This is a genomic window from Sediminibacterium sp., assembly GCF_051861365.1.
Lineage (GTDB): Bacteria > Bacteroidota > Bacteroidia > Chitinophagales > Chitinophagaceae > Sediminibacterium.
The window spans coordinates 82,979-92,782 of the sequence record NZ_JBHYCW010000013.1; the positions used below are offsets into that span (position 1 = coordinate 82,979).

The window sequence follows — 9,804 nt, forward strand, 5'->3', positions numbered from 1 at the left end:
CCTATGGACACTTTTGACTTACCCAACCTAATACTTCAAAATATCTCGAATAAAATTATGATACTCATAAAATGAAGGCAGGTTATTATGCCCACCACCTTCAATTCTGATGAGGGTAATTTTATGCGGATTAAACCGTTGCAGTTTCTCGCTATGATCAATAGGTATTAACCAGTCTTTGGTACCGTGTATGATATACGTATGGCAATTCACTTTTTGTATCCATTTATCAGTTCGCAAATGAAACCGAAGTACATACTTAATAGGAAGTATCGGCATAAATCGCTCTGCCACTTTTTTGAAACTGTAATAAGGTGCATCCAATATCAGATAACGAGGTGTATTATCTGATGCGATCTTCGCTGCAAAGCCGCTCCCCATACTTCTTCCATACACCAGGATATGATGTTGTTGATACTTTTCAGCCAGTTTTTCATAAACAAACTGCATATCACTCAACATATCTTTTTCAGTACGCTTACCAGTGCTCTTCCCAAAGCCACGATAGTCTACCAGTACCACATCATAATCATATCGGTAAAAATCTTTGGCATATTTAGCCCAGCCTTTGATACTGCGTGTATTCCCATGTAGATAAAGAATCAATCCCTTGGGCTCAGGTCTGTAGAAATGTAACCCATTGATACGAACGCCGGGTGCCGGATCAAAAAACAATTCCTCAAAAGGAATATCGTATTCAAACCTGAAATCATGTTTCAATTTCTCGGGCTTGAATATCAGTCGCTCTTGTACCAAATACGTAAGTACAGAAAGTAGTACAACAGCCAATGCAATATATAACAGCAGTTGACCCAAAACATTGTTTTGCTGTAAGTTCCGAAAAAAGAAGGATTTGATCTGTGATTTTTTGATCTTTGATTTCTTGATCTTTGAATAATGGTTCTCTTGCTTTAAATCAAGAAATCAAAGATCTCCGAAGGGAGTCCTTCGGACAAAAAATCAAAGATGAAAAAAATCCCTCGTTGGCTTAAGATCGTCCTCATCGTGTATGCCCTAATCGGGATTGCTTTTTATTCTTTTCAAAAGAAAATATTGTTCCAACCAGTGGTGGTGGCGAGAGATAGTGTGTATCAATTCGAACAACCGTATGAAGACGTTTGGATACCGGTAGATAAGAATAGTGAAACACATATGGTGCATTTTACTGTTCCCGATAGTTTACGAAAAGGAGTGGTACTCTATTTCCATGGCAACCGTGGCAATATCAGAAGGTATCGACGTTTTGTAGAAAAGTTCACTTCACATGGTTATGCCGTATGGATGCCCGACTATCCGGGTTTCGGAAAATCAACCGGAGATCTTACCGAGCAAGCCATTTATGATCAGGCTTTACAAGTATACAAGCGTGCCCGACAGTTCTATCAACCTGATCAGATCATTATTTATGGGAAATCTATGGGTACTGGTGCCGCCACCCAATTGGCTTCTGTAAGAGATTGTAAAAGATTGATACTGGAAACACCCTATAACAGCATGCGTTCATTGATCGGTATGTATTTATGGATGTATCCATTACAATCGATTTTAAAATACCAGTTCCCTTCCAATGAATTCATGAAAAAAGTAACAGCACCCGTTACCATTTTCCATGGAACAGAAGATGGTGTCATTCCCTACCGTAATGCCGCAAAACTCAAATCAGTCCTCAAACCCGGCGATGAATTCATCACCATCGAAAACGGCTCTCACAGAGATCTGAATACGTTTATTGAGATGAAGAGTAAGATGGATAGTTTGCTGCGCAGCAGATAGCATATGAGTTATGGCTTATAGTTCATGGGAGATAGCAAACAGTAAGAAGCAAATCCTACACTTCTTTCTTAGTTATAAATTAAATCAACGACTATAAGCCATGACCTATAAGCTATCAGCCAACACCGCCCCCCCCTTCCCCACTTTCAACTCATGCATCACCCCAACTTTCAACGGGTAATTTTCTCGGGTATGGCTAACGGGGAAATCGAAGCAGATGGGGTATGGGTATTTTTTGACGCGTTCATGAATCACTTCTGCAATGGTGGTGCCGAACGGGATCACTGTGTCTTTCATATCTGTAAATCCGCCAATGATCAATCCAGATAAGTTATTGAAGACCCCATTTCTTTCCAGCTGTATCATCATGCGATCAACATTGTAGATGTATTCACCAATATCTTCTATAAACAATATTTTCTTTTTAAAATCAAAAGCAGAGCGGCTTCCTGTCATATGCGCCAATAAAGAAAGATTACCACCTACCAATTCACCTGACGCATTACCCAATTGATTGAATGGATGTGCAGCAGTACGATACTTATAAGAACCCCCTTTCAGTATTTTCCTTAATGATTGAATGTATTCATTCGCAAACTCTCCATCATTGAAAGCAGCTGCCATGGGCGAATGCAAAGAAGCTGTTTTCAGTTGTGAATACAAATGAGCCTGCAGCAAAGTGATATCACTATAACCGATGATCCATTTGGGATTTTTTTTGAAAGCTTTAAAATCCAGTTGATCAATGATCCGGCTCATCCCATAACCACCTCTGCCACATAAAATCGCTTTGACTGTGGGATCATCAAGCATTAATTGTAAATCGTTTCTCCTTTCGTCATCAGTACCGGAAAAATAGTGGAATTGGTTGCCCAATGTTTTGCCTACCCGCACTTTATAACCCCATTCCTTTAATACCTTGATACAGGTTGCTGCTTTTTCAGCAGGCATATAACCCGAAGGACAAACAATTGCAATAGTATCGCCTTTACTGAGATTGGGTGGCACTTTGGTCATGGGTTTATTAAACTTGCTGTTATTTTTTTGGTTTTTGCTTATTACTTAATGCTATGGGTTCTTTCTTTCTTCCTGCATCTTTCAGCGCCTTATCAATCAGCATTTCAATTTGTCCATTCACACTACGAAACTCATCAGCCGCCCATCTTTCCAATGCAGCATATGCCTGTTCATCTAATCTTAATACAAATGATTTTTTACTCACAACTACCGAATTGATCTGTAAAGATACTAGTGATATAAACTACCTGTATTTAATACTGGCGAAGCCGCTTTATCACCACACAACACCACCATCAAGTTGCTTACCATGGCTGCTTTCTTTTCATCATCCAACTGAACAATTTCTTTTTCAGAAAGCATATCCAAAGCCATTTCCACCATTCCTACAGCTCCTTCTACGATTTTACTTCTGGCAGCTACAATGGCAGTGGCCTGTTGTCTTTGCAACATGGCGCCAGCTATTTCAGGTGCATAGGCCAAGTGACTAATCCTTGCTTCTGTAATAACAATACCTGCTTTGTCCAATCGCTCGTTGAGTTCTGCTTCCAATAATTCAAACACTTTTTCTCCACCGTCCCTTAAAGTAATATTGGCAAACTCATCCTCAATACTATCATATGGGTAACTAGATGCTAAATGACGAATGGCCGCTTCGCTCTGATTGGTCATATACTCATTAAAATTCACCACTTCAAAAACTGCTTTATAGGTATCTTGCACCTGCCATAAAATAACAGCAGCTATCTCTATCGGGTTACCCATTTTGTCGTTTACTTTCAGTTTTGCACTCTCCAGACTTTTTGACCGCAACGATACTTTCATTTTTACAAAAAGCGGATTTACAAATGAAAGCCCATTTTCTTTTAAGGTACCAACATACTTACCAAAGAAAGTAAGTGTAATACCATAATTAGGCTGAACAATGACCAGTCCTTTAAGAATAAAGGCAGCAGCCAGAAAACAGATAATCATTGCCACAATTAAACTTCCGTCCGGGGAATTATCGTTTGCCACATGTTTGATCAGTATATACAATCCAGCTACAAATAAAACAATTGATACAACAAGGGCGGTAAATCCGGGAACTCCTTTGTATATTCTTTCCATATTTTCAATTTGATATTAAAATGATATCAAAAATATATCTTTTTCTGAAATCACCAAATATTCGCCTAAAAATCCGGTACTGGGGCTTTAACAGTCATTCTGTATTTTTGCAGCCCGGATTGCCTATTTAGACCGGTTATAGAAGATATGAGCATGAATCAACCGAAAAGATACCTGATCACAGCAGCCCTTCCCTATGCGAATGGGCAAAAACATATTGGACACTTAGCAGGTGCTTATTTACCTGCGGATATCTATGTGCGTTATCTAAAAGCACAAAAAAGAGACGTCGTATTTGTATGTGGAAGTGATGAACATGGAACGGCCATCCCTATTCAAGCCACCAAGGAAGGAACAACTGCAAGAGCCATTATTGATAAGTACCACCCTTTGATGGAGCAGAATTTCAAAGACTTGGGTATTGCTTTTGATGTATACCATCGTACCAGTGATCCTTTACATCATGAGACAGCACAGGAATTCTTCACCACACTGAATAACAACGGTGATCTGGAGATCAAAGAATCAGAGCAATATTTTGATGAAGAAGCCAACAGCTTTTTAGCAGACCGATACATCAAAGGAACTTGCCCGAATTGTAGTTTCGATAGTGCTTATGGCGACCAATGTGAACGTTGTGGCAAAAGTTTGAGTCCCGATGAATTGATCAATCCTGTGAGCACACTCAGTGGAAAAGCACCGGTAAAAAAAACTACTAAGCATTGGTATCTACCGCTGAATCGTCATGAAGATTTTTTAAGAAAGTGGATATTGGAAGAACATGCCAATGACTGGCGTTCCAATGTACTCGGACAATGCAAAAGCTGGATCGATGGTGGATTACAGCCTCGTGCTGTAACACGTGATCTGGATTGGGGCGTAAAAGTGCCGGCTGCAGATGCTGAGGGGAAAGTATTGTATGTATGGTTTGATGCACCGATCGGATATATCAGTGCTACCAAACAATGGGCGATCAATACCGGAAAAGACTGGAAACCTTATTGGGAAGATAAAGACACCAAACTGGTTCATTTTATTGGCAAGGATAATATCGTATTCCATTGTATCATTTTCCCTGTAATGCTGAAACTACATGGTAATATTTTACCGGATAATGTTCCATCCAATGAGTTCATGAATCTGGAAGGAGATAAAATGAGTACCAGTAGAAACTGGAAACTCGACATGCAGGATTACATCAATGACTTTATAAATAAAGAAAATGGTGGTAGCCAAATGGCGGATGTACTCCGTTATTATCTTACTCAGATCGCACCCGAGACAAAAGACAGCGAATTCATGTGGAAAGGTTTCCAGGATGCCAATAATAGTGAACTGGTAAGCATCTTCGGCAATTTCGTGAACCGCACTTTTGTATTGATGCATAAACTCTGTAATGGAAAAGTGCCTGCGTTTCATCAGGATATTGCAGATGAGTTAGACCAACAGACCATTACCGAGATCAAGAACTGTGCAAATAAAGTAACCGCATTACTAGAAGAATATCGTTTCCGTGAAGCTTTATTTGAAGTTATCAATCTGGCACGTACCGGTAATCAATACATGCAGAAAAAAGAACCATGGATCGTAGCCAAATCATTGACAGAGAATCCGAATGCACAAAAAAGTATTGATAACTGCCTACATATTTGTTTACAGCTTACAGCGAATCTGGCCATTCTCATCCAGCCATTCCTTCCATTTACTGCAAAGAAAATGTGTCATATGATGAAAGTGGTTGAAAAAATGCTGGATTGGGAAAATGCAGGCACTATGAAATTGCTGAGTGTTGGTTATAGCCTCAGAGCACCTGAACTATTATTTAGAAAAATTGAAGACAGTGAAATTATGGAACAGATAGAGAAATTAAATGCCGCGAGTGTGAAAAAAGAAGGTGAAAAGGGAGAAGTGAAAAGTGAAACGACAGAAGCAAAAGAGATTACGGTGAAGCCAGAGATTGTGTTTGATGATTTTTCTAAGATTGATTTGAAAGTAGGGACGATTGTTGCTGCAGAGAAAGTGGAGAAAGCTGATAAACTATTGAAACTACAGGTAGACCTTGGTTTTGAAACAAGAACAATTGTATCAGGTATTGCCATGCATTTCAAACCGGAAGATATTGTTGGAAAGCAAGTAACTGTAGTAGTGAATTTAGCACCACGCAAAATGAGAGGTATTGAAAGCAATGGAATGATTCTGATGGCAGAAGATGCGAATGGAAAACTGCATTTCATTAATCCGGAAGAAAATATCAATCCGGGTAGTGGTGTAAGTTAAGACTTGTATCCACCTATTTTATAAGAAAAACGCTGTGTGATTTTAACTATCACACAGCGTTTATTTTTTAGCTATAACTCGCACATTCTTTCAATTCTCTTTCAGAGTATGCCAACTTATATTGTTTCAATACATCATCCGGTACTCCATTCCATTTATTCGGAACATTACCACGATAATCCAGATCTTTTACGCCGATCTCAGAAGTATAAAAACCGGTCAAGGTTAAATCACGCATCAGGTTAAAGAAAGATACGCCTTGTGCCATTTCAGGTTTTGCCTTTTCCGGATAAGCGATCTGATCTACCAATTGTATTCTTTGTGCAGCACTACAGTCTACAAAAGACTTTTCAAACTGTTTGAATGATTGGATATCCAACCAGCGTAACCCACCACGCATAGGTGTTTGATGAGAGGGCATATCTTTTACAATGAATTCCAAAAAATCAGGAACTTTTGCATCGGTCGCACTACCGCTCACATCGTCTTTGGGCACAATGATGTCAACTAAAATAGTAATGGTCGCCATTTCATGTTCGGTAAAGAATTTCTCTTCCTTTTCCAGCTTGGCGAGATACTTTTTTTCTTCGTCCATTCTGTCATCCAGACCAGCCGATGCAGTTGCATTTTCCTTTTTATCAGTAGGCTTACAGGCATCTACCAGTACACCGGTGGCAACTGTTCCTACTACAAGCGCTTTAATGGATTTTCTTCTGTCCATATGAGTATGTTTTATCCCATCTTGTTTGAAACGAGACGAGTGGATTTACAGATTTTGTTTTTTCATTTCATCAATGATGTATTCCGATGCACGCATAGATAAAGCAAGGATCGTCCAGGTGATATTTTTATCCGCCTGCGAGGTAAACTGACTTCCGTCTACACAGAACAAGGTTTTACAATCATGTGCCTGACTCCATTTATTCAATGCAGAAGTTCTTTTATCGTTACCCATACGTACGGTACCTGCTTCATGAATGATGTTGCCCGGATTGGCAAGACCATAATTATTAGTAGCATCATCATCGCCACCCCAGGTAATGATGGCCCCCATTTCATGCATGATCTCTTTGAAAGTCTCCTTCATGTGTTTCGCCTGCTTAATCTCATAATCTGAATGCGTAGTATGGAAACGCAAAACTGGGATACCGTATTTATCTACGACTTTTGGATCGATCTCACAATAGTTATCAATTCTTGGAACTGCTTCTCCTCTGCCTGCCATACCCACACCTGCCCCATAGAAAAAACGTACATCTTCTTTTAATGAAGCACCATAACCACCTGCATCTTTTTTAACCCCATTCACGGCATACTTACCATTCATGCCCTGCATACCAAAGCCAAATCCATAAGCAGGCTGACTCATACCACCCCAATATTCAATGTGATAACCACGAGGAAAATCTAATTTTTTATTATCCAGCCACCATGGCGTATACACATGCATACCACCAACACCATCTTCATTATATCGCTTGCGACCAAAGAGTTCGGGCAATACACCACCCAATGCAGCACCGGTAGAATCGTGCAGGTATTTACCTACCACATTACTACTGTTAGCTAATCCATTGGGATGTCTGGTAGATTTAGAATTGAGTAAGAGACGTGCTGTTTCACAAGCACTCGCTGCAAGAATCACCACACGACCGCTCACTTGGTATTCCATCATGTCTGTTTTATCGACATAAGAGATACCGGTAGCAATACCTTCGTTATTGGTAATCACTTCACGCGCCATTGCCTGAGTAATGACATCTACATTCCCTGTTCTTACCGCAGGTTGCACCAATGCAGAAGATGATGAGAAATCTGCAGCAGCTTTACAACTTCTACCGCATTGCGCACAGTAAAAGCACTCTCCTCTTTCTTTATTGATTTGTTTGGTAAGAATTGATAACCGGGAAGGAATTACCGGAACACCCACACCTGTTGCCGCTTTCTTGATCATCAACTCATGTAAACGTGGTTTGGGTGGCGGAAGAAAAATTCCATCCGGATCATTCTCTAATCCTTCCAATGAACCAAATACACCCAATAATTTATCGATCTTATCGTAATAAGGTTTTACATCGTCATAACTGATCGGCCAGTCATCTCCCAACCCATCAATACTTCTGCGTTTAAAATCTTTCGGACCGAAACGCAATGAAATTCTTCCCCAGTGATTGGTACGTCCACCGATCATACGGGCACGCCACCAATCCCATTTATCACTCCCTTCTGCCATGGTATAAGGCTCTCCATCAATTTCCCAACCCCAGAAGCAACCATCAAAATCGCCAAATGGACGAAACTTGGTACTGGCACCTCTACGTGGCGACTCCCATGGGTTTTTCAACTGAGAAGAGTGTTTGGCAGGATCATAATCTGCACCTGCTTCTAACAAACAAACTTTTAATCCGGCATTGGCCAATACATAAGCAGCCATACCACCACCCGCACCAGAACCTACGATCACAGCATCGTATTTCTTGGGTTGTTTTTTGATTTGAAGATCTCCCATGGAAATTTGAAAATTTGTCCGCCTTAGGCGGATGAAAATAATAAGAATCGAATCCGTCTCAAGATAAAGAAAAGATGATTTGAATGATTACAAACGTTGAACATAAGCCCAGGCTTTTTTGCCGGATCTTAAAATGACGGAGACGCGCTGATAATCTTCCACTTCGTATTGATCAGCGCTTTGCAGTTCTGCCTCGGTAACTTCAAATACCATTCCCTGAATAGACTGATCCTGATTGGCCGGAATGGCAATAGGATGAAACAACTGTTCACTGGTAGACAATACAGCCTCATTGGTAATCTCCAACTTTCCAAGTGTATAACCCACCAACTCATCCGGATGACCTTCCAATAATCTACCAAAAGACTCCAACTGAACTTTCGGTTTTTGAAGGGTTCCGTAAGAAAATAACCAGTGCGGCATTTGAAATTGTTTGGTGATAGTAAAGATAGGTTGGAAGGGGTATTTGTATGAAGGGAAATAGTGTTAGTTCAACCCAAGCATTTTTTGATCAATCGTAACAGTGAATTGAATTTTTGCTTGTAAAGCTTTAAACACTTTTATAATGGTATCTAAGGTTGCACTGTTTGCACTGCTTTCCAACTTTGATATTTGTGCTTTATGAACACCTACCAATTTACCCAATTGTTCTTGTGTAAGATTGCGATCCTGTCGAACTTTTTTGATCATTCGACTTACCAGTTCCATGCTGAGTTCATATTCATACTGCTCCTTGCCTTAGTACCTCTTTTTCCGATATAAGTATCTTTCATTTCGGAAAGGGTGTAGGTTTTGGATAATCTTTTGACCATATTGTTGATTTTAGAATTTTAATATACTCAATATATACGGTGACAAAATTATAGCGAAGTACTTCGCACAAGGCGATGTTATAATCTGCGGTGAAGTATAATGTAAATAATTGTGTAAATGATAGATCCTTCGTCGCATGCAATAACCTGTAGTTATTACTGCTCCTCAGGATGACGGGTAGACGGGACAAAAAGTGCGTGGAGGGAGAAAAAGCTATGGACGCTTTGCGCCATAGCTTTTTCTCCCTCCACGCACTGGTATATACACCCGTCATCCTGAGTTACGACCATGGGACAAGGAAAATA

General features: G+C 40.0%; 10 protein-coding genes. 2 read left to right on the top strand and 8 right to left on the bottom strand.

The genetic code is table 11. The features are described from left to right. Positions 1-27: 27 nt before the first annotated feature. On the bottom strand, positions 28-816 hold the full coding sequence (locus tag ACTIEV_RS08010) for an alpha/beta hydrolase (RefSeq protein WP_322195118.1): 789 nt from the start codon (positions 814-816) through the stop codon (positions 28-30). Positions 817-966: 150 nt separating this feature from the next. On the opposite strand from ACTIEV_RS08010, the gene ACTIEV_RS08015 reads away from it, so the two are divergent. Then, positions 967-1,773 (top strand): alpha/beta hydrolase, encoded by an 807-nt coding sequence (locus ACTIEV_RS08015; protein ID WP_439516324.1) that lies wholly within the window; start codon positions 967-969, stop codon positions 1,771-1,773. A 105-nt stretch (positions 1,774-1,878) separates the two neighbouring features. On the opposite strand, the gene ACTIEV_RS08020 is transcribed toward ACTIEV_RS08015, so the two are convergent. The 3 genes from ACTIEV_RS08020 to ACTIEV_RS08030 are packed head-to-tail and all read right to left on the bottom strand — an operon-like array spanning position 1,879 to position 3,900. Beyond that, positions 1,879-2,790, bottom strand: a complete 912-nt coding sequence (locus ACTIEV_RS08020; protein ID WP_439516325.1) for a S66 peptidase family protein — start codon at positions 2,788-2,790, stop codon at positions 1,879-1,881. A gap of 19 nt (positions 2,791-2,809) precedes the next feature. Next, positions 2,810-2,995 (bottom strand): ribbon-helix-helix domain-containing protein, encoded by a 186-nt coding sequence (locus tag ACTIEV_RS08025; RefSeq protein ID WP_178887811.1) that lies wholly within the window; start codon positions 2,993-2,995, stop codon positions 2,810-2,812. 26 nt (positions 2,996-3,021) lie between these two features. After that, positions 3,022-3,900, bottom strand: a complete 879-nt coding sequence (locus ACTIEV_RS08030; protein WP_439516326.1) for an SPFH domain-containing protein — start codon at positions 3,898-3,900, stop codon at positions 3,022-3,024. Between the two features lie 153 nt (positions 3,901-4,053). On the opposite strand from ACTIEV_RS08030, the gene metG reads away from it, so the two are divergent. Next, on the top strand, positions 4,054-6,177 hold the full coding sequence (metG, locus tag ACTIEV_RS08035) for a methionine--tRNA ligase (protein ID WP_439516327.1): 2,124 nt from the start codon (positions 4,054-4,056) through the stop codon (positions 6,175-6,177). Positions 6,178-6,244: 67 nt separating this feature from the next. On the opposite strand, the gene ACTIEV_RS08040 is transcribed toward metG, so the two are convergent. From ACTIEV_RS08040 to ACTIEV_RS08055, 4 genes are all read right to left on the bottom strand, one after another. Beyond that, positions 6,245-6,898: a gluconate 2-dehydrogenase subunit 3 family protein gene (locus ACTIEV_RS08040; protein ID WP_439516328.1), complete on the bottom strand. Its 654-nt coding sequence runs from the start codon at positions 6,896-6,898 to the stop codon at positions 6,245-6,247. A gap of 45 nt (positions 6,899-6,943) precedes the next feature. Further along, entirely contained in the window at positions 6,944-8,686 is a 1,743-nt protein-coding gene (locus ACTIEV_RS08045; protein WP_439516329.1) for a GMC oxidoreductase, read from the bottom strand. A gap of 87 nt (positions 8,687-8,773) precedes the next feature. Further along, the gene (locus ACTIEV_RS08050; protein WP_439516330.1) at positions 8,774-9,109 is read right to left on the bottom strand and encodes a gamma-glutamylcyclotransferase family protein; all 336 of its coding nucleotides are present in this window, start codon (positions 9,107-9,109) and stop codon (positions 8,774-8,776) included. A 63-nt stretch (positions 9,110-9,172) separates the two neighbouring features. Then, positions 9,173-9,394 (bottom strand): helix-turn-helix domain-containing protein, encoded by a 222-nt coding sequence (locus ACTIEV_RS08055; protein WP_439516331.1) that lies wholly within the window; start codon positions 9,392-9,394, stop codon positions 9,173-9,175. Between the last annotated feature and the right edge of the window lie 410 nt (positions 9,395-9,804).